This is a genomic window from Methylobacterium indicum (genome assembly GCF_017347565.1).
Lineage (GTDB): Bacteria > Pseudomonadota > Alphaproteobacteria > Rhizobiales > Beijerinckiaceae > Methylobacterium > Methylobacterium indicum.
Map to the genome: position 1 here is coordinate 68,219 of NZ_AP024148.1, position 23,183 is coordinate 91,401.

Below are 23,183 nucleotides of genomic sequence, written 5' to 3' on the forward strand. Positions count from 1 at the left end.
CCTATCGTGCCATCAGCAATAGGGCATGCGTGCCATCGGAGACGAAGCCCGCTTTCATGCATCCCTATCGTAAGGAACATTGGTGAAAATCCATACACTCGGCCGTGCCCCTTCCTCATAGGCAGCCCGGAAGCGGACCTTTCCAGGGTCCGCAACGGATCGGAAGCCGCCCAAGACGACGCTCAAAATCCGATAGGGTATGCCCCTATGGACGGCCGTAATAACGAACGGGCTCAGAGCGCCGCGTTGCGGTCTGCTGCGGGCTGTTATCGAATTTTCGTCCTACCGACGCCTAATTTTTTAGCGACAACAATGGATGCTAATCATAATCGCAAGTAATGGTTATTATAATTACGTACGAACAATTCACTTTATAAAATTTCAATAATCAATCTAATTTCTAATAATTGTTTCGAGTATCAGAATAATTGTGAATGTAGAGCCTGCTAAAACCGTGTATTTTGTAAATTTACTTAGGGAATATCGACGTTCTAGTTGTGCTACTAATACAAATGAAATAAGCCCAGCGATGCCGCCACACAGTGCGTTCGTAACTATGTCGTTCATAACTATATGTCCTATGCATAGCGTTTTCCATAAGATATATCATTGAGAATACAAATCAAGGATATACAATAAACTTTATTTTTTCTGATTTGTTGCGTTAGATCTTGTTCAGCAATCTATTATGTATCGAAGATCGCACATGATATATAAAGCCATTGGCTCCCAAATATGAACTTGCGAGAGCCGGTGAAGGTCGAATGCGGCCCCCGACGGTGCCCGAAATCCGTTAGGGTATACCCCTATGGACGACCGGAATATCGAACGGACCACGATGTAATTCGTGTGTATGTATATTAATAATATGACGATGCGCTATACAAGTCATATTTTGCTTATACGCTACCATTTTATTAATCTAATACCAATAATAGATGCACAAACAGCAACGATAATCATGGCTATGACATACCATACAGCGACAAATAAGGCTGAATCGTTTGGACAATACAGCGCAAAGATCCATGCGCCCATTGCGCTGCCAGCCAAGCCCGCAGCCGCGCCAGCCTTGCCAGGATACCGGGGTGCACCTGCCCGCGCGGCCCACAGCAAGCTGAAAACAGGCAGAAGAGATGTCATGATGATCATCGCAAGACAGGTGAGCGGCGAGATCCCTGTTGCGGCCCGCGCCCACAGCGCTCGCGGCGTTACAACTGCGTCCACGGCGGTGGCTGCTGCGAGCAGCACCATCGGCACAAGCAAGAGCTTTACCGGCAAGGCTGTAGGCTCCGGCCGCAAAAGCCGTGTTGCCCCTATCAGGGCAGTAACCACCATCACTGCGGTAAACAGAAATTTGAACGCGACCCAGGGGTTAGCGAGCGCACCTGGCAGATCGCTTCGGACGCCTACCAGCGCGACGAACAGCAGGCCGGCAGCGATACCCCCACCAAGCCCTGCGATCAGCAATGACCTGCCGATGGGTCTCGCGGGTCGAATATCAGCGGCGAGCAGAGCGATGAGTTCGGGCGTCCTCATGACCGATCTTCCTGCCGGGCCGCCGCTGCAAGCCGCTTGAGTCCACGATGAAGTGCGACACGAACTGCCCCCTCCTGCATGTCGAGGGCCGTCGCTACGTCGCGAACAGAGAGACCTTCGACCGCTAGCCCACGGACCACATGCTGCTCACGGGGAGATAGCATGGCGAGGTGGCGTTCGAGATCGACACCAACCAGATCCTGCTCAGGCATTGGTGTAGTCTCAGCCAGGGTTTCAAAGTCGATGCCGTTGGCGATCAGCCGGTTGTGCCGTCCTCTGCGGCGCATCCAGTCGATCAACTTATGATCAGCAATAGCATGCACCCATGGAATGAGCGGACGCGATGGGTCCCATGTGCCGCGCTTCAGATGAATGCTGAGCAAGGTTTCCTGCACGATATCTTCCACATCGGCAAAGTCGCCGCTGACCCGTCGCCGAACCCGCGTCCTCACGAGCGCCGCGATGGCGCTCAGCGCCACTTGATAGGCTTCGGCCCTGCCGTTCAGGGCCGCCGTCATCGCGGCGGTCAGATCTGGCTCGCTGAGTGTCAACTGCTCACCCCTACGCGGGGTCGCGCCCCTACGTTACCAGTGCTAGCCAAAAAAATCCGGCGCGGCGCTGTAATACGCGCCCTGGCCGTAGCGAAGGAGATGACGCAGGCCAGCCATACACGGCCTTGCGGAGGAGCTATTCCATGCTGCGTCGTTCGGTCTTTCTCGCCTGCGCGCTCGCGCTCGCGCTGCCCGTCGCCCTGCCGACACTGCCTCTCATTACCATGGCGCAGGCGGCTGAGACCAAGGAGTTCACACCGGCTGCCTTTGAAGCAGCCAAGAAGGCCGGTGGGCCAATCCTGGTTGACGTGACCGCTCCGTGGTGCCCGACCTGCAAGGCGCAGAAGCCAATTCTGTCCGAGCTGCTTGCTGATCCCCGGTTTGCCAAGATGACAATCCTGCATGTCGACTTCGATAGCCAGAAGGACGCGCTGAAGGAGCTTGGCGTGCGGATGCAGAGCACGCTGATCTCATACAAGGGCGGCAAGGAGGTCGGCCGCTCCACGGGCGTGACCGACAAGGCTGCCATCGCGGCGCAACTCGACAAGTCCATCTAGGAGCTGATCCATGCTCGCGACGGTCGGCTTCGCGTTCATCGCGGGCATCCTCTCGATCCTGTCCCCCTGTGTCCTGCCGCTCCTGCCGATTGTGATTGGAGCGGCAGCCTCGCAGCACCGCCTCGGACCACTGGCACTTAGCTGTGGTCTCGCGATCTCGTTCACAGCAATCGGCATTCTTGTCGCCACGGTCGGATTTGCCGTGGGCCTGGATGCAAGTCTCTTCCGCACCACCGCTGCAATCCTGCTGGTGATCATCGGGGCCGTTCTGCTTGTGCCAGCTTTCCAGGCCCGCTTTGCCCTGGCTGCCAGCCCGATCGGTGCCTGGACCGAGAACAGGTTCGGCGGGTTCTCGACAGAGGGGTGGATCGGCCAATTTGGGGTTGGCCTGTTGCTCGGCGCCGTGTGGAGTCCCTGTGTCGGGCCGACGCTCGGCGCGGCGTCACTCGCGGCAGCGAATGCCAGCAACTTGCCGTCAGTGGCCGTGACGATGCTCGCGTTTGGGTTCGGGGCAGCGCTACCGCTGCTGCTGCTCGGGTTCCTGTCCCGGGAAGCGCTGATGCGCTGGCGGGATCGAATGCGCTCGGCCAGCGGTCCCGTCAAACAGGCGTTCGGCGTCCTGCTCGTTCTGGCAGGCGTGCTGATCCTCTCGGGTTATGACAAGCGGCTGGAGACGGCACTGGTTGATGCCTCGCCGGCTTGGCTCACCGAGATCACCACACGGTTTTGACCGCAGAGGTATGCCCATACGGACGGCATCGGCCGCGCATAGCTCGCGCATGACGAGGTTTGGGGAGCGCTGCGTCACCTGTTAAGGACGCGCCCGAAGCGAGGGCACCATGTCAGAGCACCGGGAAAAGCTCGCCGATCTCGATCGTCAGATTGCCGAGGCCGTCTCTGAGCGCGAGGGTCTGATCCAGCGCATCCCGAACCTACCGCCTCGCAGCCCTGAGAAGGCCGAGGCCGTGCGCCACCGCGACGCGCTCAACGAGGTTCTGGTGTCCCTGCGCCGCTACCGGCGTGCCCTGGACAACGTGCAGCGATAGAGCGCGCGACCGGAACGAACTCCTACGATGGGGGCACCCCATCTGGACCGGTCCACTAGGGCAGGCCCTATCGGACCACGTAGGGTCTGCTGGCCTTGTGAGGACGTCCGCTTCCTAGGCAGTCAGCAGGCTTCTAAATGCACCCAACGTAGCCAACCTCGATCTTGCGACTCCTCACACGAGACGGTGCCCATGCACGCTCTGCGCTAGAGCAGCCTGATTGGCCTGCTCAGGGGCCTTACGGCTTGATCACCCACACGTTCCACACAGGGTTATCCACAAAGAAAGCGCAGGCCCACAATCAGGGCCATTGCCCAGATGCGATCTGGGTGGCTTTCTGAAGATTGCGTCAATCTATCCGACTAGACACGCGGTATGCACTATGGCATACCTGCACCCGATGTCGAACGTTGAGCCTTTTCCGAAATCAGCTCAGGCGGAAGCGCCAAATCCGCGGATCACCGCCATGGTGTCCGCAATCCTGACGCTGGTTGATGGGTTCGGGCTTAGCGCTGCTGAGCAGGAACAAGTCCTCAAGGAAGTAACCGAGAAGCTGCGTCCTATAGCGGTACCACGAGCTGGCGATGTGCTTAGCACCGTCGTTAATCTCATCCCTCGAGATAGAGCCTGGACGGTTCGCGAACTCAAAAGCCGGGTAGAGGAATCAGGCTCTCCAGTCGCGGACAAGGAACTGTATAACGCAATCGGTTACCTGACTCGCAAGCATCATATCCAACGGGTTGGTCCGGGCCGCTATGTCATCAATGGCATCGGTGTAGTTACCGGAGACAACTTTGGTGGGCGGCCATCGATCACCGAGGGAGATCTGGACGACTGAGATATTTAAGCTTGAAGGGAATTTAGCTACTCATAGAGCTGATATCTCTACAAGCTTTCTTGGCTGATCTTTCGATATATCGACTGATCTGATCCAAGGCAGAATGCGCAGCCCATGCGCGTAACAGATTGACCTAGGAACGGAAAGGCCGTCGAGGATTGCGCCCTCGACGGCCCGGAAGTTCCGACCCGCACGACTGGGAAGCCGGGCGCGGGACAGGCTGTGTCACAGCGGGGGTCACTATGGCCTTCGCGAGCCCTTGGTCAAGCCCGGCTTTGTTACAAAGCTAACGGTGTTTGAACATGAGTACTCGCCCATACCCATCCTACTGGATGTACAAAGACAGAAAAGATGAGTGGCGCTGGACATACTACGCCAGCAACGGGCTTATCATTGCCGTCAGCAGCGAAAGCTATAAGCGGCGCGTCGATTGTGAACGCAGCATAGAAATCATGAAGGGCTCCCACAATAGCCCAACATGGATGCCGAGCGATCTCGTTCACGCAGCTTGATTTTCCATGGCTCAGCCTCGTGCTGGGCCATTTTCGTTTCTGACGGAGTCTTCTATGTCGACTTGGGATGTGGCTCTTGTCCGTGAGCAAGGTATTAGCTTCGCCGTGGTCGGCGTCCAGGATCGTGTGATCAACAGCCCATCTGACCGGGATCAGCTGGTACGAGCTTGGAGCTACAAGCTAGGTATACCCGCCGTTCTTATAGGAGCACGAGATCACCGGCTTTATGGCCGGACCGACATCGTGCGGTTCCTAGGGAACGTGCACCCGTCCCGTTTGCCGTGGCGGCGGATGACACTGGCGGCCTGATACAGGCCAAATAGAGCGAGCGCGCTCTGTAAATCCTTAAAATCTAGAGCGCGTTCGCCTTCATTGGACGGAATGAGAAGTGGTTCACTGTCTTTATCAGCAGGCATTCATTTATAACCCCCCGGTCGTTATCCCCCACGCCTTTCTCACTTCATCATGGATGGAAATGATGCCTTATGTCAATTCTTCCGCCATTGAGTGGATTGATTATGATCAACGCTCCAAGACTATGAAAATTCGCTTTCGCGGAGGGCATCAGTCGTACAGCTACTACGGCGTACCTAAATCAATCTATGAAGGATTAATCTCCGCTCCTTCAGCTGGCATGTACTACGATCAACACATCAAGGGTCGCTACAGTTAGCGCCAAGTTCATCGACTTTATCTACGGAGAGCAGAAGGTGTCCGAACTTTGGTTTCGCGCACCTTCAGGCTGAAGGTCGAACACTTGGTTCCATACGCCCCCTTATGCGACGGCGAGGAAGATCCGAAGGGCCGGCGCGCTCGGCCTCCATGGTGTCAAAGCCACAGGCACTCGTGCCCCAGCCGTTCGTGGTGGAGCGGACACGCTCGCTGCCCGAAGGCCCGCGACAGCATCGAGTCGGCCTGTCGCATGCTGTCTACGGCCGGCCGGTGCCCGGCACCGTCGCTGCGGCCTACCTGCGCTCGCGCGGGCTCAAGCACGCGGTCGACCAGCCTGCCCTGCGGTTCCACCCGCGCTGCCTGTATCGGCCTTCGGCCAAGTAGCCCCCGGGCCTGGACGCCTACTACCCGGCGCTGCTTGCCAGCGTCACCGACCTGTCGGGCACCGTCATGGCGGTAGGCCGGACCTGGCTCGCTCCGGGCGGCCGGGGCAAGGCCGCATTGCGCGACCAGCGGCGGACCCTCGGCAACCAGCTCGGCCATGTGGTGCGGTTTACCGGCACGGTGCCCGACCTGATGGTGGCCGGCGAGGGCGTGGAGACGGTGCTGTCGGTCCAGCGCGTCCTGCCGGCCGTGCCGCACGTCGCCGCCCTGTCGGGGGCCCACCTCGCCGCCCTGGTCCTTCCTCGGGGCTTACGCCACTTCTATATCGCCCGCGACGACGATCCAGCCGGCAGGCAGGCCGCCGCGACCCTGCGCCAGCGCGCCAAGGCCGCGGGCATCCTGGTGAGCGACCTCGATCCCCGCGAGGACAACTTCAACACCGACCTCTGCCATCTCGGCCCGCACGATCTCGCCTTGCATCTCGCCCCCCAGCTCGATCCGAACGACGCGGTGGCCTACCTCCAGTTCGAGGAGGCGATGGCCGCCTGACCAGCCTCCTGCCTGGTTAAGGATCGCACCACAGGCCGGCCCGGGCCGCGAGAGAGCCGGCGTCCACGGCCTTCTTAGAGGGCGACTGATGCCGGGTCGGGGGACCTTCGGCGCAACGGCCAACGTCCGACGATTTTCCGCCGCCGCCTACGGCGGTTTTGCATCGCGAAGCAAAATCGACGGCCTTCGAGCCGTCCTCCGCTGACGCTCCGGCCCGCGCGGCCGCATCGCCAGGATGCGATGCGGATCATCGCGCGGGTGCGCCAGGCCCCCGAGCCCGGCCTTGGGTCGCCATGAAGGCCGCGATGGACGCGGTCCCCGGACCCCTGAAGGAGCCTGCGATGCTCGACCACCTCACCCGCGACCTCGACGACGACATGCAGCCCGATCCGACCCTGCTCGAGGAACTCGCGGTCACCGGCTACCGCCCGTTCGAGGAGCACGACGATCCCCGGCCGCTACCCGGCGCCTTCCTGATGGACAGCGCCCTCAACGTCGCGATGTCCGCGCTCGAGGACGGGTTCGTCAACACCCGCCTGGAGGACGATCTCGAGGACGTGCTCTGGGGGTTCGTGAACGTCTTCCACCGCCGGGTCGAGATGATCGAGCGCAAGCTCGATGAGAACGAGCAGGCGCAGCGCCAGAGCCAGCGCGAGCAGGACGGCAGCGAGGTGCTCTCGGTCGAGCTGGAACGGCTGATCGCCCTCGGGCAGACCCTTTCGGAGCGCCGCAACGCCTTCGAGTACGCCCGCGACGCGGCCGCCCACCGGTTCACACGGATCACCAAGTCGCTCTGGCGCCCCCGCTCCGGCTCGCAGGTGAACCGCGCGACGATGACCGCGGCGATGATCGACTCGCGGGACTTCATCAACGCCCGGCGCCGGGCCGAGACCGAGATCCACCTGCCGCCGGGCACCCGGATCGCCTTCACCGGCGGCAAGCAGTTCCAGGACGTCACGGTGATCTGGGATACGCTCGACCGGGTCCTGACCAAGTACCCCGACATGGTGCTGATGCACGGAGGCGGCGAGGGCGCCGAGCTGATCGCCGCGAAGTGGGCCGAGAACCGGAAGGTCGCCCAGGTGGTGTTCAAGCCCGACTGGACGCGCCACCGCAAGGCCGCCCCGTTCCGGCGCAACGACCAGATCCTGGAGCAGATGCCGATGGGGCTGGTGCACTTCCCCGGCGGCGGCATCAGCGACAACTTCGCCGACAAGGCGAAGGCCAAGGGGATCCCCGTCATGCGGGGCGTGAAGGAAGCGGCGTGAGCCGCTACCCCGGGGCACACATCCAGGCCGCCGCCCGCGAGGTGGCGGCCTTTCCCATGGAAGCCGCCTCGATAGCGGCCTGAACGGCCGGATCCGCGATGAGCGTGGCAACCATGCCGGCGATCCGATCGTAGGCGACGCGGGGCATGCGGACGACGCGGTAGGCGGTCCGGTAGAGGACCTCGCCACCGTCGATCTGGACCACGGTGAGATGGGGCCCGACGCAAGAGACGGTCTCCCCTGCCGCCAGACTGAAAGCCTCGATCAGCGCGCCCACGTCGTCGACGCCGATCGCCGTGACGACCCAATCGCCCGACCCGATCAGAAGCCGAAGGTCGGCCGTTCCGGCCACGTCGAGATGGACGATCGTTCCCGCGTCGTAGACGGCCTTGAGCGGCGTCCAGACCGGCGGGGCCGAGCGTGACGCAGCCAGGGCCTCGACGAGGTCGAGCACCTGCTGACGGTCGGCCGGGTTCGTGATCGTCGACCAATCCCGCAGAAGGGAGGCGGTCTCGCGATGAGCCTTGAGCGGGCCCTCCTGGTCGGCAAAGGCGGCCGGTGGAACGCCGAGTTCTGCGGCGATCCGGTGGAGCGCCGCACCACCCGCCGGAAGGCCGATCGGTCGTGACGAAACGTCGGATGCCATGGCTGCCCTTAGGTTGTTCTGCTGCCGTAACGGTAGCACAGGCGGAGCCGGATGAAGAGGTTGCCGCTAGGCTGCGGCAGCGCCGCATTCGCTCGAACAGAGAGGGATCGGGAGAGCGGTTCGGGGTGACGGCGCTTGCCCGTTCTCAGGACCGCCGAACGCGGTCAGAGGATGAGGTTCGCTGCGGCGGCGGGCGCAGCGCTCGGTCCGATGGACCACCAGCGGGATCGCATCCTGAAGGACCATCCCAACACCGTATGCCGGACCGGAAAGCGGTGAGGGAGGTTCCCGCGCCGGACTGGAATGGCCCTGCCCACGCGAGGGAGCCCCAGGTGGCGAGGGCGGTGCCGGCGGCGGCCCGCGCGGGGCGCCATCGCGAGCGGCGGCGGTGCGTTGGAGGGCGCCCTCCCGCGCCAGTCTGGAGCCGCGGCGAGCGTGGGAGACGGTCAGCCCACCCGCGTCCTGCCCGCGTCTTGGCCAGTCGACGCGACCATGCGGAAGCGGCGGTGAAGCGCGGTAGTGAGGTCGCCACAGCGACGGACCGTCCCAACACGATGGCGACAAGGGAACAGACGGCGTCTCCGCCCGCAACCGTCCGGCCAGGCGATTTTCCCCTGGCGCTGCGCGCCATTCCTCGCGGGACAAAATCGCCAGTCCGGCCGATCCTCCGCTGCGCTCCGGCCCTTCGGGTGCGGGCGGAGCCACCGCCTGTTTGGGGGGGCGCATCGCGCAGGGACGGTCCCGAGCGCCTCAGGAAACCCCGACGATGCCGCGCCCCACCTCGACCCTCTCCGACACCGCCCGCTTCGCCCTCGTCACCCACATCGAGGAACTCAAGGCCGAGCTGTCCTCCCTCTCCTGCCCGCGCGAGCGGCGCGAGACCCAGGCCCAGCTGAAGGCCGCCCAGGCCGCGATCGACGTGCACTCCACGGAGGCCTGAACCCCTCCTCCAGGGCCGCCTTCGGGCGGCCTTCGTTCCCGACCGGGGGAAGGCTCGACGCTGGTTCGTGCCATGCGGCGTGCTCGATCGGGGAAGCTTGGAAAAGATCGTTCGGCCCCGTCGCCGCCCGCCCCTACGGGCGGACGCCGAGCCCGTCCGACGGACGGGTTTCGCCGCGACCGGGGCCGCGGCGAGCAGCCGTCAGGCCGCATGTTGCGCAGCTCCTTTTGCCTCTCGTTGCTCACTCTCGAACTCGGCCAGGTAGTCCTCCGCTTCCTTCGCTTCGCGCAGGAAGAAGCGGTTCTCACCGACGAGCTTCTTCATGTCGTCGCGCCTGAAATAGATCGCCCGCCCGCACCGGATCGGCTCGATCCCGGGCACGCACAGGATCTGCTCGTCGCGACGCATCGTGTTGATGATCTCGTCGGGCATGATGAGGGCCCGCTTATGCAGCGAGGTCGAGGCCGAAACGCTCACTCCGCCCGAGCCTTTGCCCGTCCGCGCCTGCTGGCTGAACGACACGACCTCCTGCGTGAAATACCCGCAACGCTCCGACAGCATCTTGGCCGTTTCGCCGTCGGTGACGGCGGAAAAACTCTGCCACGAGGTCGACTCGAACCACGCCGAGACGGCGTCCTTGTCGCCCCATTGCTGGCGAAGCTGGCCCAGCGCCTGGTACACCATGACGAGCACGATGCCGTATTTGCGGCCGGCGTCGCGGGCGACCTCGAGCAGGCTCATGTTGCCGAGCCGCGCCGCCTCGTCGAGGATGAAGGCGACGCGTTCCTTGATCTCGCCATTGGCGTGATAGAGGGCGTTCATGAGCCCGCCGATGATCACGCGCGCCAGGCCCGGATAGTCCTGGAGCGTCTGGAGGTCGAGCGCCACGAACACGTCGATGTCGCGGTCGATGAGGTCGAGGCTGGAGAACTTTCCGCCCGACACGATCGCGGCATATTCCTTGAACGACAGCCAGTTGGTCAGGTCGGCCGCAGTGGCGTAGACGCCCGAGAACGTCTGCGGCGTCATCGATATGAACGGGCCGAGGGCGAGGGCGGCAAACGAGTCGAGTTCCTCCGCACGAAGGATCCCGCTCAGCTGCTCGAGGAAGTCGGGTTCGGGCTGGGAGATGACCTCGCGCAGGGTGCGTAGCGTGCGTGCCCGGGTCGCGTCGAACCCCCTGTTTAGGACGATGTGGGCGAGCACTCCGCGGATGAGCTGGAGCGCCGAGTTGCGGAAGAAGTCGTTGGGATCGGCGCGCTTGACCTGGCCGGTGGCGATCCATCCGACCACGGCCGCGATGTCCTTCTCGGCCGAGTTCTCCCCCCGCCCGATCCAGTCGAGCACGTTGAACCCGCTCTCCAGATCCTTCGGCGTGATGCAGATCACCCGACGGCGGCCAGTGGGTCCGCTCATCTTCCGGCGATAGTCGGCGAGCATCGGAAACAGCTCGGTCGACGGATCGAGCACGACGCAGTTCCAAGGGCACGACAGCAGCATCGGGATCACGGTGCCGGTGGTCTTGAAACCCCCCGATCCGGAGAAGATCAGGCCATGCCCGGAGCCGAGATCGGCGTTGAACCCCATCAGGGGTTTGCGCCCACCCGAGCCCCAGGTCTTGCGATCACCCGGCTTGAAGATCCGCGACTGGCTCTTCGGGTCGAGGTCAGGCCGGTACAGCTCGCCGAGCACCAGCGCACCGTCCTCCGGAAACAAGTCGCCGGCGACCTCCATCGACGCCCATTCGGCATCGCCGTGGGCGGCCGATTTCGAGCGGATCGGCTTGTTGTAACCGCGCGTGGTCCTCCGCACCCGGACCAGCGAGACGACCGGCGCGACGAAGGCGACGAAGCCCGCAAAGCACACCGCGCAGAACAGCGGAATGTCGGTCTGGCGCAGGACCGCACGAGTGTCGGCGCCCGGGTTGAGCGCGCTCAGTCGGGAGATCTCCTCGCGCACCGTCCAGGCGCACAGCGCGATCAGGAACAGCGACGAGAACCCGGCGACCACACGGCCGCTGTCCCCGGTCCGGGCGAGCCCACAGATGGCAAACAGTAGGAGCGCAGGGAACGCGACGCTGGCCCCCCGCATGGCCTGAACCATTATCGAATGGCCAGGCTCGACGACGTAGAATGACACGACCAGGGGTGCGAGGACGAGCGAGAATGCGAGGTACAGCGCGAGCCCGATCGCGACGACGAAAACGCCGTTGATCCACTTCATGTCTTGAACTCCCTATCCCCGAGCCGGGCGAGCCGTTCGAACTCGCCAGGGTCACGAATGCGCTCACGCCCCTCGACCAGGAGCCCGAGCAGGACGTTGGTCGGAATGTCGGCGAGCTCCGCTTTGACGATCAGGCCGCCGAGCTTGATCTTCCTGTGAGCGTCCTGGCTCCGCTCCTCACTCCGCTTGGACATCAGCTCCCGCTTGAGCCGGTCCAGCGCTTCGACGTCCTTTTGTCTTTGGCTCCGCCACCGCCGGGTATTCCGCCTGAAATCGGGCCGCCAGTTCCTCGAAGGCCTTGAGCAGCACCTCCTCGGGCATGCTGATCGAAGCGAGGCCGGCCTTCAGAGCCAGGTTGCCGATCCGCTCGGCCTCGGCCTTGTCGTGAGCCTTGAGGCGCTTGGTCGCCTCCTCGATCTCGGCGAGGAGCGCCGCGCGCGATTTCACCCTGGCCATAGATGCCATTTCCCCTTTCCGTTGGAGATCGCTCGTTAACATCGGCGATGAGATTGGGAAACGCTACGTCATGGTATGACAGCTGCAGGATATATCGGACCTGCATTCCGTTGTCCTTGCGTCACACCATCCCATTGACCTTCCAAGGGGTGCCGTCCAGCGCTTCAGGCGCGTGACGGCTGAGGTCGGCAGCCGACGCTGGCGGTTCGTCCGAGCCACCAATCGCTCCTATGGCCACGCATCGGGCGCCGCCCGATGCGGCCAAGCTCCTCCTCCCGGCGGCACCCACATGGCCGCGGAGATCCGGCTGCTCCGGTCATGGCGCTCCCGTCCACGGGCCCGCCCAACCTCCCGGCAGCGGTGTCCGATTGCCCGTCGCGCAAACCGACTATGCCGGATTGACACTTCGGCCCCGAAGGGGCCTCTCCTAAGCGGAGCTACGGCGCACAGCGCCTCCGCAAAGTCCCCTGAGTTTCACGAAGGGGCGCACTTAATGGGAAATTCGGAATTTCCCTGCGTCAGCTTCGCTGATAAAAGCCAAGCTCTGGAGCCCTCGCTTGGCCATCTACCATCTCTCCGCACAGGTGATCAGTGCGGGCGCCGGCAAGAGCGCCGTCGCCTCCGCCGCCTATCGCCGTGCGGCCACCATGTCGCGCCATGCCGACGGAAAGATCATCTCCTACGAGGGCAAGCAGCACGTCGCCCACACCGAACTGAGCCTGCCGGCCAACGTTCCGGCCTGGTTTCGCAAGGGCATCGACGGCCGCAGCGAGAACGGCGCTTCGGCCTACCTCTGGAACGCCGTCGAGAAGAAGGAGGGCCTGAAGGGCACCGGCTTCGCGATGGAGATGAACATCGCCCTGCCGGTCGAGCTGGCCCTCGAGGAGAACGTCGCGCTCGCCCGGGAATGGGTCGAGGGAGCGATCACCGCCAAGGGGCTGGTTGCGGACTGGGCCCTACACGATGTCGAGGGAAACCCGCACATCCACGTCATGGTCCCGTTGCGGGCGATGACCGAGGAGGGCTTCGCGCGAAAGTACGAGGTGGCCCGCGACCGCGACGGAAACGTCGTCTACCGGCCGGACGGCAAGCCTCGCTACGAGGCGCTGGCCGGGCCGATGAAGCACCTGGTCGAGTGGCGACGCTCGTGGGCCGAAGTCACGAACGCCCACCTCGCCGCGGCCGGCCTCGACCTGCGCATCGACCATCGCTCCCACGCCGAGGCCGGCATCCGCATCGAGCCGACCGAGCATATCGGCGTCCACGCGGTCAACATGGCGGCGCTCGGCAAGATCTCCGATCGGGTCGAGGCCGAGAAACAGAAGCGGCTCCGGAACGCGCAGGCGATCATCGACGATCCCTCGACGCTGCTGCCGATCCTCTCGCGCGAGAAGTCCGTCTTCGATGAGCGCGACATCGCGCGCGTCGTCTTCCGCTACATCGACGATCCGGTCGCGTTCGAGGCGGTGCGGCTCAGGCTCGGTCTGTCGCCCGACCTCGTCGCCGTCGCCGAGGAGGTCTTCGACCCCGAGAGCGGGCGCGTCACGTCGCCGGCGCGCTGGACGACGCGGGCGCTCCTGCGGGCCGAGGTCGCGATGCAGGCCGACGTCGGCCGGCTCTACGCGGATACCAGCCACCGGGTGCCCGATCGCGTTCTCGACCGGGCCTTCGCCGCCCGGCCGGAGCTGTCGGAAGAGCAGCGCGAAGCGGTCCGCCACGTCACCGCGCCCGAGCGGATCGCCGCGGTCGTCGGGTTCGCCGGAGCGGGCAAGTCGACCATGCTCGGTGTCGCTCGGGCCGCGTGGGTCGGAGCCGGTCATCAGGTCGTCGGCGGCGCCCTCGCCGGCAAGGCCGCGGAGGGATTGGAGCGGAGCGCCGGCATCGCCAGCCGGACGCTGGCTTCGTGGGAGCTGGCCTGGAAGAGCGAGCGCGACCTCCTGAAATCCGGCGACGTCTTCGTCCTCGACGAGGCCGGCATGGTCGCCTCCGAGCAGCTCTCGCGAATCGTCCAGGAGGTGGAGCGGCGAGGCGCCAAGCTGGTGCTGGTCGGCGACGCGATGCAGCTCCAGCCGATCGAGGCCGGCGCGGGCTTCCGCGCGATCGTCGAGACGATCGGCTACGCCGAATTGTCGGAGATCTGGCGCCAGGTCGATCCGGCGATGCGGCGCACGAGCGTGGCCTTTGCCCGGGGCGAGGCCGCCGCCGCGCTCGGGGTCTACCGCGAGGCCGGCATGGTGCGGTTCTCGCCCGACCGACAGGCCGCACGGGAGGCGCTGATCGCGGCGTGGAAGCCGGACTTTCTCGGCCTCAAGCCCGACGGCCGGGCAAGCGAGACGCTGATCCTCGCCCAGACCAACGTCGACGTCCTGGCGCTCAACGCCATGGCCCGTTCCGCCCTCAAGGCTGACGGCGGCCTGGAGAACGAAGCCCGCTTCGTCACGGCCCGCGGCGAGCGGATGTTCGCTCCCGGCGACCGGGTGCTGTTCCTCGAAAACGATCGCCAGCTCGGCGTGAAGAACGGCATGCTCGCGACCGTCGAGGCTGCCTCGACCGGCCGGCTGACGGTCAGGCTCGACCGGGACGGACGCGGCGACGGCGAGCGGATCGAGGTGCACGCGGAACTCTACCGCAACCTCGATCACGGCTACGCTGCGACGGTCCACAAGAGCCAGGGCGCGACCCTGGATCGGGTCCATGTCCTGGCGACGCCCGGCATGGATCGCCACCTCGCCTACGTCGCGATGACGCGCCATCGCCACGCCGTCGTCCTTCACGGCGCACACGCGGACTTCATCCCGGAATGGCGCAAAGCCAAGCTCGGCCCCGAGCCCTCGCGGGACGCGCTCGACACGGCTGCGCTCGATGGATTGTCGCGCCGGCTGTCGCGTGACGGCTCGAAATCCTCGACCCTCGATTACGCCGACGAAGCTGCCTTCCGGGAGGCGGCGGTGGCGTTGACGCGGGCGCCCGAGGTGGTCGACGAAGCGGCCGAGTCGGCGATCCAAAACCCGGTTCCGCTGCTCGACGCGGCGCGCGTCGCCGCGGGGCTCGGTGCCCTCGCCGGCCGACTCGAAATCACTGGCACGATGTCGGGATCATCCGAGCCTGAGCCCGGCTCGATGACCGGTCGCCACGACCCGAATGCGCACTTCGCCCATACCTCAGTCTCGCCGGCTCTCCTCGCCCTCGAGAAGGCCCTCGACCGCCTCGAGCACGCCGAGCAGGACACCGCCGATCGCGTGCGGCCGCAGGACCTGCGGGCACTTGCTTCGGCCTTCGCGGAGCGCCGCGGGCTGAACGGCCATGCCGTTCTCGTGCCGGCGCTCGTGAAACGGGCGCGCAAGATGATCGTCACCGTGCAGACGCGGTGGCGCCGCCTGTATGGGCTCACTGCCAGGCTCGCCGCGGCCTGGCAGGCCGTGGCCGCGACCCATCCTGTCGCCGTTGCGACCGCGGCTCCTGTGGAACCCCTCAAGCCGTTCGTCGCCGCCGTTCCCTACGACGAGGCGGCGATCGAGGCGGTGCTGAGCAGCCGCGTCGATCCGGCCAAGCACTTGAAGCCGGAACTGGATGCGTTGCGCTACGAGACCCGCATGGCGGTCAAGGATCACGGCCGCCTCTACGATGCGATCTACGGCGAGCTTCGCACCCCTGGGAAAGGCTATAGGGAGCGGATCGAGGCACTGCTTACGGACGCAAACGCCTATGGCGGCCTGCGGGGACGCGAAGGCTGGCTCTTCGTCCCAAAGGCCGAAAAAGAGGAGCGCGAGAAGGCCAAGGCGGCCTATGCAGGACTCCGGCTGAACGCCATTGAGCTCAAGAATAGTTTCGCGGTCATGGCCGATAAGCAGCGTCCGGAGGAGGAGCGGTACCGCCGTCGCATCGCGATCGAGGTGCCGGGTCTATCTCCGGCGGCGGCCGCCGCGCTGGCGACGATCGCCCGGACTCCGATCTCGAACACTCAGGCGTTCGATGCCGTGGTTGCGAAGGCGGTCGCGACCTCCGAGCAACGGGCGGAGATCGAGGCCTTCGCCGAGGCCGTGGCGCGCCGGTTCGGCGCCAGCGGAGCGATCGGCCGGACGGCGGAGAAGAACCTCGGGCCGGGGCAATGGCTCTCGCTCGAGGATCGCGAGGTTCTGTCCGGCGGCGGGTTCGTCGCCACCTACCTCAAGCAGGGAAGCCTCGATCACCTGATCGCCAAGGTCCTGCGCCGCGAGCTCGACCAGCGCCTCGACGTGAAGCCCCAGCAGGCCGAGGACGAACGCCGGGAACTCGACCGTGGGCGCGATCCCGGACCGACGTTGTAGCGCGCCCGCCTTCGGGCATCGGGGCTGAAGATTGCCTCAAGCACAATCGCCGGATGACGCTGTGACGATCAGGACACGCCGTCCGTATTGGCGCCGAGGCGACGATGGGTAAGGGTAGGAGAGAGAGGACAACCGAGAGTTTTTGCCGTCTTGGTGACGGATCGAGAGACGCTGCCTGCGAGCCGCCGGACCGGCCGGGCCGAACCGAGGAACGTGACCGATGAGCTATAGCGATCTGCCGGTGCTGGTGACCCGGCGCGAGGATGCCCTCACCCTGCTCGATGCCGTCGCCTCGGGCGTCGACGAGGGCGAGTTCGCGCCCTTCGCCCGTGCGCTCACCACCCCCGAGGATGAGCAGGCGGTCGCGATCATGCGCGGCTCGGCCAACGAGATGAGCCCGCCTGTCCACCTCGGCGCCCTCCTCGCGGCTGCCGGCCTGGTGACCAACGACGAGGTGTTCCAGGCCCTCGACGCGCGCCGGGCCCGTGCCAAGGGAGCGGTGGCGTGAGCGGCGATCCCTACGTCTACGAGGGCACCGACACCCTCCGGAACACCGCCGGCATCCGCGATCCCGAGGCGTTGGCCGAGCGCGAGCAGATCGTCTCGTTCCAGGCCCTGCGCCAGATGCTCAAGGAGCCGGTGCTCGGGAACTTCGATCAGGCGCATTTCGCGGCGATCCACAAGCGGCTTTTTGCCGAGATCTACCCGTGGGCGGGCGAGACCCGCACGGTCGAGCTGTGGAAGCCCGAGATCGTTCTGAACGGCCGCAGCGTCGCCTACACGCCGCCCTCGCAGATCGACGAACAGGTACGAACCGCGCTGTCGAGCCTGGCGCGCGAGGAGCCGGGGAACCTCAAGGAGAGCCGGCCGGCGATGAGGCTCGCCGGCACTATGGCGACGCTGTTCCAGGCCCACCCGTTCCGGGAGGGCAACACCCGCACCCTGCTGGCGTTCATGGAGCAGTACGGCCGCCACCATAAGCAGCCGCTCGACCAGGCTCTCATCAACCGGGTACCGAGCGAGACCCGCGACAAGCTCGTGCTCGCCACCCGCGGCCAGATCCACCCCCTGACCCAGATGGTGCGCAATGCGCGGTACTCGGAGGAGCAGCGCGCCCATCCGGTCGTCGGCCGCTTGTCGGCCGAGGCCTTCGAGGCCGTCCGGCTGATGGGCGCACCCCGCATCTTCCTGCCCGAGCCCGGAACCCAGATCCGCGGCCAGGTGGTCGCCACGAACTACGACCATGCCCTGGTGCGTCAGGACCGCGAGATCGCGGCGGTGCCACTCCCCAGCTTCCGCGCAATGCCGGAGAACAACGCGCGCGTCGACGTGCGGGTGCTGCGTAACGACGAGAGCCTGGACCGGACCCAGCCGCGAGAGGAGGCCGCGCGCAGTCAGGTGGTCGGGAGTGTCCTGATCCCGGCGAGCTACGTTCTGCTCGCCGGACAGCGATCGGGCGACGCCCTGCGCAACCGCATCGAGATCCCAGGCCCGAGCCCCGAACTCGCGAACGCGCTGAACACCCGGTCGGCTCGTGAAATCGTCGCCGATCCCGCGTTGGTTGCCGAGGTGCGCCAGATCGACAAGGCCCTGATCGGGCGCTTCGGTCGGGAGGGATCGGTGGCGCTCATCCAGGGCAGTCCGGACCAGGCCAGGAGCCTCCTGCCGACGGGCCAGGACCTCGACGAGGTTCGCGCCGTCCTCAAGCCGCTGATGCAGGCCGTCGTCGCCGACGACCGCCAGCAGAAGCTGTCCCAGCAGCAGACGCTCGGCCGCGACGAGCCCCAGCTCGGACCGTCCCGATGACGGCCCTGTATCGGAAGCCGATCGAGACCGTCTCGGCCGCCAGGATCGTCGGCCTCGGCGTCGTCGGGTTCACGACGTTGGCCGTGCTCAGCCTCCTGTGGTGGACGTTCTCGCCGATCCTCGGGCGGGCCTATGCCGCCCTGCGCCTGATCGAGACCATCAGCCTGTGGCGGTTCACGGGCTGGGGCCGATACTTCACCGGAATGCCGGCCGGCAGGCCGTTCGCGTTCGTGTCGATCTACCAGTCGAGCGTCGGCTTCGGCCTGGTGGCGGCGCTGCTGACCGCACTCATCGGCTACCTCGCCTGGCGCAAGCGCAGCCGGGACCACATCGACGCACTCATCACCCTACCATCCAAGGGCTTCACGCAAGGAGAGATCGCCGGCCGGTTCATGCCGGCCGGCCGACTGGTCCGGATGCCCGCCTCGGACGAGGTCATGATTCCTTCCCCGCCCGTGGGCCCCAACCGGTTCGGGGAGATCCGCGATCTCCTCGATGTCCCGGCCGTGGAGACGGTGCTGGAGGACATTCCCTGGCATCTCGCCGCCACCCTGTTCCTGACGATCGACGCGCTGGCACCGATCACCGATCGCAAGGCGCGCGAGACCGTCCTGAAGGCCGCCAGGACGGCCGCAGACCTCCAGATCGCCGATCCGCAAGCGGAACTGCCCGCTACCCTGCGGCCGACCCTGTACGGCCACCTGCTCGTCTCGATCACCGACCACACCGGACGGGAGGCCGCGGTGCTCAAACAGGTCCACGAGGTGCTCCAGAAGAAGCCAAATCTCGCCTCAGCCGTCTCGGCGCTCGCTTCCGCCGCTCTGACGGAGGGCCGTCTCTGCTTTCCCGATTACGCCTGGCTTCGCCACATCGATCCGAAGCTGCAATCAGCGATCACGGCGTATTGAGATCCCTTGATAGAAGGCGCCGAGCGGAACCGTCCGCTCGGCGCCTCTCGATTTTGTCACGTTGTACGGGCCGGACCGGCCCTCAGGAGGACGTCCCGGTCATGTAGTTCGTAACCGTACCGACGACGATACCCGTGATAGCGACGCCGCAGCCAACTACGAAAGCAATCACAGAACGGCCACCATCCTCCCGAGAATTTTCGTCTTGTGAAGCCTTATAGATCTTGATTCCCGAGAAGCCGGCCAGGGCGAAGCCTGCTATTGCAAATATAACGGATAAAACGATAACAACGTTGTTGCCGCCTGTAGAAATGGAGCTGGCGTTGAGTGCGGAGTTTGCCGCTTTGGACCTCGCGTTCTTCAAAAACTCGACTGGCGCTGCCGCGTCGCCTGTGGTGGAGCTACCCCCGGACGCCTGAGCAAGGGCTGCCATCGCGCTCGTGCTCAGCATCGTCATGCTCACGGCTGCGCGATAATAGATATCCTTGAAGTTCATTGTGGTCTCCTTGGTCATGAAGTGGTTCAGGATCGACCGATCAGGGGCTTCGCTTCGCTCATGATTTCGCCCAGGACTTGATCGACGATCGTTTTTGCGACCCGGTCATCACCGAACCGCGTGAGAGCTGCTACTCGCTCCCACATCTCGATGGCGGTGCCATCGGGAAACCGCGCAGCCAGGATGCGCAGCGCATCGTTGACCGCCATTCGACGGTACAGTTCGTCCCTGACGGGACGATCCTTCGGGTGGGTCGTCAGTGCCCACAGCATCCGAGGACCGAGCGAATTGTTCAGGACGACCCAGCGTTCCTCCTCGCGGAGCTTGATCCGCGCGAGGATGTTGGCGCCCCGCCGCCCTTGCGGGCCGTGAACCTGGCGCTCGAGCGCGCTCTTCACCGCCTGGTCGAACCCGAAGGTCTCACGCGCCTCCTCGCGGATCTCGTTCGAGTCTGCGTTGAGCACGAGCACGGTCGAGGCCATGTCGGCGAGCGAGCCGAAATCGGCGAGGAGCTGCGAGACCAGGATCAGCTCCAGGCCCCACTTGCGGCCCTCACGAGCGTCCGATTTCACCTGGCGGGCGATCGTCTCGACGCCACCGGTCAGGTGATACTCGTCCATGCACAGGCGCTTGGGCGTCTCTGCGATCTCATGGTAGCGCGCCTCCCAGTACCGGGCGTATTCCGCCCGGATTGCATCCTCGGGCGGGAAATCCATCTTCGTGATTTCCTCGGAAAAGCCGGAGATCTTCGACAGGTAGACGTGCCGCGCGATCATGAAGAACAGCGCGTTGTTGCGTTCGGCCTCCTGCGACTTGTGGCGCTGCGCTACGTCCTGGAGGTCGATCGACACCACCCGGGCCTCGCCGAGGTCGAGCCGGGTCGGGCGGGCGAAGATCGGGAACTTCTCGATCGCGCTTTCCAGCGAGCGCTGGACGTGGCGGACCAGCTCCGCGGGGAAGTCCTGCACCATGACCGGCTCGGCGAGCACACGGGCGAGGTCTTCCAGAACCGGCATCGCATAGCGCTGTGCGCGCTGCGCCGCCGTGTAGAGGCGGCGCTCGACCAAGGCGTCGACGATGCTCCACCACCGCGACCGGTCGGAGACGGGGATGCGGTGCCTCGTGATGAGATCGTCGATCTCCTTGTCGACGTTGGGCTGGTAGATCGACGGCGAGGACGAGAACTGGAGGTCGCTCTTGAGCTGGAAGACCCGCGTGATCATGCGCGGGATCAGGAGCGTCACTTCCGGGTTCGACACGTTGAGGAGCGTTATCAGGAAGTTCTCGGCAAAGTTTCTCTCGCGATCCAGCGGCATGCGCCGGCCGAGCCCCAGATCGAGGAAGTTGACCGCGTAGTCCGGTGTGTTGAGGAGTCGGACGTAGTACGCCTCGTGCCGGCGGTCGGACGGTAGCGCGTTGCGGATCAGCTCGATGAAGCCCGACGAGCTGACACCAACATCGATCACCGCGAGGAACGGCAGCGCCGCGCCCGCGGAAAACGCCGTGAACTCGACGTTGAGCCGGTTCATCAGCACCGACTTGCCAGAGCCTGGCGTGGCATAGATCAGCGTCAGCCAGAACAGCTGCTCGGGGCTCAGCGCCTCGTAGAGCATCGGCTTGCCGTCGGGCGTGACCAGCATGCTCTGGCCCTGCTTGAAGATCGGCGCGGTGCGGTGGAACGGCAGCAGGGCAGCGAGGTCACCCAGCGGCGCGATCGAGCCGGGCGGAATCACGGCCTGGACCGTCATCCCGGGTACGGTCTCGCACAGCGCCCGCAGCGGGTTGTAGGGCGCGTCCGACATCTGGGCTTCGCCCCAGGTCATCATCGCACTCATCAGGACCGAGCGGCGCCGCTCCAGCAAGGTCAGGTCCTCGCCAGGCTCGGTCCAAGTCGTCGCGATGACCCGGCCCTTGACGATCGCCTCGCCGTCCTTCTCCATCACCTCCTCGAGCTGGCGTAGCGCGCGGAAAAGGTTCTTGTTGCTGGGAGAGGAGAAAGTGAGAAGACCCGCCAACACCTTCCTGAGCTTGAAGCCGACATCGGCGTCGCGCAGCGCCTCGAGGTGGAAGCAGACTCGGAACGGTATGTCGGCAGAGCGCGACGAGCTCTGGAGCAGCGAGTCGAGCAGCCGATTGAACGGCAGGATGGTCGAGGGGAACATCCGCATGACGGCGAGCGCGTAGCGGCGCCCACCCATTTCGAGGGCGCGCATGTTGCTCGAGGCCTGCGCATTCGACGTCATGATCTGGCGCGCGACCGTCGGCGTGAAGAACTCCGAGACGTCGTCGTCATGACGCTCCTTGGCGCCCGGGTAGCGCCGGGTGCCCGGCCCGTATGGCGTCCAGCCGTCTGGGGTCTCGTGGTAGAGGACGGCCGCCCGGATCTGCTCGAGGTCGCGCCGACGGCCCTGGTCGTCGGGGCTGAGGATGCGCCCCTGCAGACGGGCCTCGCCGAGCGCCTCCATCACCCGGCGAACGAACGCCGCGTGCGCCCCGTCGAGGGAGCCCAGCCGCAGGAACGGGTTCTGCGCATCGCGGGCCGGGGGCAGCTCCTGCCAGGCCTTGCGGTTCTCGCGTTGCTCCTTGCGGACCTCCTCTGGCGTGCCGGCCGTCGGCCGGGTCCAGGCGGCGAGCAGGATCGTCTCTGAGCGCGCGCGCTCCTCCAGGACCGATCTGCCCTCCTCGATGAGCACATCGACCGCCAGCCCCTTCTGGCGCGCACGCCGGGTCTGACGCTCGGCGAAGGGGTCGATGACCTTGGTGGTGTTGAGCGAGGACTCGTAGGAGATGGAAAGCTGGTGGCCCGGTCGCTTGAGGATCTGCGCGATCCCGCCGGCGAAGCGCTCGACCACGTTGACGAGGTAGTCGTCGGCCGAGACGATCGATAGGACGCCGTCGATCTCGATCAGGGTGAGCTGCGAGCCGTCATGAGCGTAGACCACCGCCTCCTCGCGCTTCGGGTCGAACCCGGCGAGGTCGCAGAACTTGTCCGCCGTTCTCATCGGTTGAGCCCCAGCATCACGGCGAACTGGAAGACTGGTATCGACAAGGCGAAGAGCCACGCCCCGAGCACGGCCGGCACCGCCGCGCGCAGGAGCGGCGCTGGCCTGACATAGAGCGAGCAGTAGATTTGGGCCCCGGCGAAAACGACCGCCGCGACCGACAGCATGATGCTGGCGGGAAAGTACAGGTACATCAGCGGCCGGAAAGTAAGTGCCCCGTCCAATCCCCGGATGATACTGTCGTAGAACATGGCCGTTAGGATGAGGCAGCCGCCCGCCCCCCTCCCGGCGATCCGCAGCATGCGGCGCAGGGCCAGATCGGAAGTGACGAGTCTGGCCCATCCCGGCGCTGCGAACACTACGTAGCACCCGGTGGCGAGCGTCAGGGCGATGGCAACCTGGCTCACCGCGGGGTGGACGAGCAGGTACTCCGCGGCGTTGGCCGTCAGGGTGTCGTTGAGACGCTGGAGCCCCTCGATCATG

General features: G+C 65.1%; 22 protein-coding genes and 1 pseudogene. 14 read left to right on the forward strand and 9 right to left on the reverse strand.

Annotation, left to right across the window (positions count from 1 at the left end; genetic code table 11):
* Positions 1 to 906 precede the first annotated feature (906 nt).
* On the reverse strand, positions 907 to 1,539 hold the full coding sequence (locus miv_RS32330; protein ID WP_082743055.1) for an NrsF family protein: 633 nt from the start codon (positions 1,537 to 1,539) through the stop codon (positions 907 to 909).
* The gene (locus tag miv_RS32335; RefSeq protein ID WP_236993804.1) at positions 1,536 to 2,090 is read right to left on the reverse strand and encodes a sigma-70 family RNA polymerase sigma factor; all 555 of its coding nucleotides are present in this window, start codon (positions 2,088 to 2,090) and stop codon (positions 1,536 to 1,538) included. Before miv_RS32335 ends, miv_RS32330 begins: the two co-directional genes overlap by 4 nt.
* 143 nt (positions 2,091 to 2,233) lie before the next feature.
* On the opposite strand from miv_RS32335, the gene miv_RS32340 reads away from it, so the two are divergent.
* The 9 genes and pseudogenes from miv_RS32340 to miv_RS32375 all read left to right on the forward strand — a co-directional run bounded on the left by miv_RS32340 (position 2,234) and on the right by miv_RS32375 (position 7,916).
* On the forward strand, positions 2,234 to 2,647 hold the full coding sequence (locus miv_RS32340) for a thioredoxin family protein (RefSeq protein WP_082743059.1): 414 nt from the start codon (positions 2,234 to 2,236) through the stop codon (positions 2,645 to 2,647).
* A 10-nt stretch (positions 2,648 to 2,657) separates the two neighbouring features.
* Positions 2,658 to 3,377 carry a cytochrome c biogenesis CcdA family protein gene (locus tag miv_RS32345; RefSeq protein WP_060851255.1) on the forward strand — a complete coding sequence of 240 codons (720 nt, stop codon included), beginning with the start codon at positions 2,658 to 2,660 and terminating at the stop codon, positions 3,375 to 3,377.
* A gap of 109 nt (positions 3,378 to 3,486) precedes the next feature.
* Positions 3,487 to 3,693 (forward strand): hypothetical protein, encoded by a 207-nt coding sequence (locus miv_RS32350; RefSeq protein ID WP_207184017.1) that lies wholly within the window; start codon positions 3,487 to 3,489, stop codon positions 3,691 to 3,693.
* Between the two features lie 400 nt (positions 3,694 to 4,093).
* Positions 4,094 to 4,531, forward strand: a complete 438-nt coding sequence (locus miv_RS32355; RefSeq protein WP_207184018.1) for a hypothetical protein — start codon at positions 4,094 to 4,096, stop codon at positions 4,529 to 4,531.
* Between the two features lie 332 nt (positions 4,532 to 4,863).
* Positions 4,864 to 5,043: a YegP family protein gene (locus miv_RS32360; protein ID WP_244749151.1), complete on the forward strand. Its 180-nt coding sequence runs from the start codon at positions 4,864 to 4,866 to the stop codon at positions 5,041 to 5,043.
* A 478-nt stretch (positions 5,044 to 5,521) separates the two neighbouring features.
* Positions 5,522 to 5,716, forward strand: a complete 195-nt coding sequence (locus miv_RS32365; protein WP_280529479.1) for a KTSC domain-containing protein — start codon at positions 5,522 to 5,524, stop codon at positions 5,714 to 5,716.
* A gap of 149 nt (positions 5,717 to 5,865) precedes the next feature.
* A pseudogene (locus tag miv_RS33990) lies at positions 5,866 to 6,210 on the forward strand (DUF7146 domain-containing protein); the annotation flags it as partial.
* A gap of 81 nt (positions 6,211 to 6,291) precedes the next feature.
* Positions 6,292 to 6,648 carry a toprim domain-containing protein gene (locus miv_RS33625; protein ID WP_425313000.1) on the forward strand — a complete coding sequence of 119 codons (357 nt, stop codon included), beginning with the start codon at positions 6,292 to 6,294 and terminating at the stop codon, positions 6,646 to 6,648.
* Between the two features lie 341 nt (positions 6,649 to 6,989).
* Positions 6,990 to 7,916, forward strand: a complete 927-nt coding sequence (locus miv_RS32375; protein WP_207184020.1) for a DUF2493 domain-containing protein — start codon at positions 6,990 to 6,992, stop codon at positions 7,914 to 7,916.
* A 4-nt stretch (positions 7,917 to 7,920) separates the two neighbouring features.
* Here miv_RS32375 and miv_RS32380 read toward each other — a convergent pair whose 3' ends face one another.
* The gene (locus miv_RS32380; RefSeq protein ID WP_207184021.1) at positions 7,921 to 8,370 is read right to left on the reverse strand and encodes a hypothetical protein; all 450 of its coding nucleotides are present in this window, start codon (positions 8,368 to 8,370) and stop codon (positions 7,921 to 7,923) included.
* A 958-nt stretch (positions 8,371 to 9,328) separates the two neighbouring features.
* On the opposite strand from miv_RS32380, the gene miv_RS32385 reads away from it, so the two are divergent.
* Positions 9,329 to 9,502, forward strand: a complete 174-nt coding sequence (locus miv_RS32385; RefSeq protein ID WP_167349684.1) for a hypothetical protein — start codon at positions 9,329 to 9,331, stop codon at positions 9,500 to 9,502.
* A 201-nt stretch (positions 9,503 to 9,703) separates the two neighbouring features.
* Here the strand turns inward: miv_RS32385 and miv_RS32390 are convergent, their stop codons facing one another.
* From miv_RS32390 to miv_RS32400, 3 genes are read right to left on the reverse strand one after another with little or no spacing between them, the layout of a single operon-like run.
* On the reverse strand, positions 9,704 to 11,725 hold the full coding sequence (locus tag miv_RS32390; RefSeq protein WP_207184022.1) for a type IV secretory system conjugative DNA transfer family protein: 2,022 nt from the start codon (positions 11,723 to 11,725) through the stop codon (positions 9,704 to 9,706).
* Entirely contained in the window at positions 11,722 to 11,919 is a 198-nt protein-coding gene (locus miv_RS32395; protein ID WP_207184023.1) for a conjugal transfer protein TraD, read from the reverse strand. Before miv_RS32395 ends, miv_RS32390 begins: the two co-directional genes overlap by 4 nt.
* Positions 11,903 to 12,223 carry a TraC family protein gene (locus miv_RS32400; RefSeq protein WP_244749139.1) on the reverse strand — a complete coding sequence of 107 codons (321 nt, stop codon included), beginning with the start codon at positions 12,221 to 12,223 and terminating at the stop codon, positions 11,903 to 11,905. The genes miv_RS32395 and miv_RS32400 overlap by 17 nt, the downstream gene beginning before the upstream one ends.
* Before the next feature lie 515 nt (positions 12,224 to 12,738).
* Between miv_RS32400 and traA the strand changes: the two genes are divergently transcribed.
* From traA to miv_RS32420, 4 genes are all read left to right on the forward strand, one after another.
* Positions 12,739 to 16,488 (forward strand): Ti-type conjugative transfer relaxase TraA, encoded by a 3,750-nt coding sequence (gene traA / locus miv_RS32405; RefSeq protein WP_207184024.1) that lies wholly within the window; start codon positions 12,739 to 12,741, stop codon positions 16,486 to 16,488.
* A gap of 220 nt (positions 16,489 to 16,708) precedes the next feature.
* A complete protein-coding gene (locus tag miv_RS32410; RefSeq protein WP_207184025.1) occupies positions 16,709 to 16,996 on the forward strand; it encodes a hypothetical protein in 288 nt (95 codons plus the stop codon).
* The gene (locus tag miv_RS32415) at positions 16,993 to 18,294 is read left to right on the forward strand and encodes a Fic/DOC family protein (RefSeq protein ID WP_207184026.1); all 1,302 of its coding nucleotides are present in this window, start codon (positions 16,993 to 16,995) and stop codon (positions 18,292 to 18,294) included. The genes miv_RS32410 and miv_RS32415 overlap by 4 nt, the downstream gene beginning before the upstream one ends.
* Positions 18,291 to 19,202: a hypothetical protein gene (locus tag miv_RS32420; RefSeq protein WP_207184027.1), complete on the forward strand. Its 912-nt coding sequence runs from the start codon at positions 18,291 to 18,293 to the stop codon at positions 19,200 to 19,202. The genes miv_RS32415 and miv_RS32420 overlap by 4 nt, the downstream gene beginning before the upstream one ends.
* An 82-nt stretch (positions 19,203 to 19,284) precedes the next feature.
* On the opposite strand, the gene miv_RS32425 is transcribed toward miv_RS32420, so the two are convergent.
* From miv_RS32425 to miv_RS32435, 3 genes are read right to left on the reverse strand one after another with little or no spacing between them, the layout of a single operon-like run.
* Complete coding sequence (locus tag miv_RS32425; RefSeq protein ID WP_082171981.1) at positions 19,285 to 19,716, reverse strand: hypothetical protein; 432 nt, start codon at positions 19,714 to 19,716, stop codon at positions 19,285 to 19,287.
* Positions 19,717 to 19,724: 8 nt separating this feature from the next.
* Positions 19,725 to 22,700 carry a hypothetical protein gene (locus miv_RS32430; protein WP_207184028.1) on the reverse strand — a complete coding sequence of 992 codons (2,976 nt, stop codon included), beginning with the start codon at positions 22,698 to 22,700 and terminating at the stop codon, positions 19,725 to 19,727.
* Complete coding sequence (locus miv_RS32435; RefSeq protein ID WP_207184029.1) at positions 22,697 to 23,182, reverse strand: hypothetical protein; 486 nt, start codon at positions 23,180 to 23,182, stop codon at positions 22,697 to 22,699. Before miv_RS32435 ends, miv_RS32430 begins: the two co-directional genes overlap by 4 nt.
* Position 23,183 lies beyond the last annotated feature (1 nt).

What these genes read in the sequence shown, in the direction of transcription:
- miv_RS32375 (WP_207184020.1), top strand. Translation starts at nt 6,990, where the DNA reads ATGCTCGACCACCTCACCCGCGACCTCGACGACGACATGCAGCCCGAT.
- miv_RS32355 (WP_207184018.1), top strand. Translation starts at nt 4,094, where the DNA reads ATGTCGAACGTTGAGCCTTTTCCGAAATCAGCTCAGGCGGAAGCGCCA.
- miv_RS32395 (WP_207184023.1), bottom strand. Translation starts at nt 11,919, where the DNA reads ATGTCCAAGCGGAGTGAGGAGCGGAGCCAGGACGCTCACAGGAAGATC.
- miv_RS32420 (WP_207184027.1), top strand. Translation starts at nt 18,291, where the DNA reads ATGACGGCCCTGTATCGGAAGCCGATCGAGACCGTCTCGGCCGCCAGG.
- miv_RS33625 (WP_425313000.1), top strand. Translation starts at nt 6,292, where the DNA reads ATGGTGGCCGGCGAGGGCGTGGAGACGGTGCTGTCGGTCCAGCGCGTC.
- miv_RS32340 (WP_082743059.1), top strand. Translation starts at nt 2,234, where the DNA reads ATGCTGCGTCGTTCGGTCTTTCTCGCCTGCGCGCTCGCGCTCGCGCTG.
- miv_RS32385 (WP_167349684.1), top strand. Translation starts at nt 9,329, where the DNA reads ATGCCGCGCCCCACCTCGACCCTCTCCGACACCGCCCGCTTCGCCCTC.
- miv_RS32345 (WP_060851255.1), top strand. Translation starts at nt 2,658, where the DNA reads ATGCTCGCGACGGTCGGCTTCGCGTTCATCGCGGGCATCCTCTCGATC.
- miv_RS32425 (WP_082171981.1), bottom strand. Translation starts at nt 19,716, where the DNA reads ATGACCAAGGAGACCACAATGAACTTCAAGGATATCTATTATCGCGCA.
- miv_RS32350 (WP_207184017.1), top strand. Translation starts at nt 3,487, where the DNA reads ATGTCAGAGCACCGGGAAAAGCTCGCCGATCTCGATCGTCAGATTGCC.
- miv_RS32390 (WP_207184022.1), bottom strand. Translation starts at nt 11,725, where the DNA reads ATGAAGTGGATCAACGGCGTTTTCGTCGTCGCGATCGGGCTCGCGCTG.
- miv_RS32400 (WP_244749139.1), bottom strand. Translation starts at nt 12,223, where the DNA reads ATGTTAACGAGCGATCTCCAACGGAAAGGGGAAATGGCATCTATGGCC.
- miv_RS32435 (WP_207184029.1), bottom strand. Translation starts at nt 23,182, where the DNA reads ATGATCGAGGGGCTCCAGCGTCTCAACGACACCCTGACGGCCAACGCC.
- miv_RS32430 (WP_207184028.1), bottom strand. Translation starts at nt 22,700, where the DNA reads ATGAGAACGGCGGACAAGTTCTGCGACCTCGCCGGGTTCGACCCGAAG.
- miv_RS32365 (WP_280529479.1), top strand. Translation starts at nt 5,522, where the DNA reads ATGCCTTATGTCAATTCTTCCGCCATTGAGTGGATTGATTATGATCAA.
- miv_RS32360 (WP_244749151.1), top strand. Translation starts at nt 4,864, where the DNA reads ATGTACAAAGACAGAAAAGATGAGTGGCGCTGGACATACTACGCCAGC.
- miv_RS32410 (WP_207184025.1), top strand. Translation starts at nt 16,709, where the DNA reads ATGAGCTATAGCGATCTGCCGGTGCTGGTGACCCGGCGCGAGGATGCC.
- miv_RS32330 (WP_082743055.1), bottom strand. Translation starts at nt 1,539, where the DNA reads ATGAGGACGCCCGAACTCATCGCTCTGCTCGCCGCTGATATTCGACCC.